Annotated in this window: 1 protein-coding gene; it reads left to right on the forward strand. The window is 38.6% G+C overall.

The features are described from left to right. A partial coding sequence (locus HMPREF2642_RS11700) for a hypothetical protein (protein WP_176744844.1) occupies nucleotides 1-345 on the forward strand: 345 nt, incomplete at both ends.

The raw sequence follows: 345 nt of genomic DNA on the forward strand, positions 1-345 counted from the left end.
AATGTAGAGGTAACACCGAAAGATGAATCAACGAAATTAGTGATCAATTACACAAATCCAGAAGGCCATTCTGATTCAATCATCGCAAACAAAAATGGAGGTGCTTGGTTATTAAACAAACAAGTACCGCATATTGTGATAGACGATAGAACCGGAAAAGTAACTATAGGTCATCAAGTCGTACAAGCAGAAAGTGAAATTATAGCAACAGAAATAAAAGGCAATAGTGATTCAAGTCCTGAGAGCAAAGTGACTATGCCACGTAAAGAGACAACACCGGATTCTCCGGCTATCGAAGCAAGTGAAGAGTACATCAATGTAGAGGTAACACCGAAAGATGAATCA

Origin of the sequence: Staphylococcus sp. HMSC055A09 (assembly GCF_001809655.1) — a bacterium.
GTDB lineage: Bacteria > Bacillota > Bacilli > Staphylococcales > Staphylococcaceae > Staphylococcus > Staphylococcus capitis.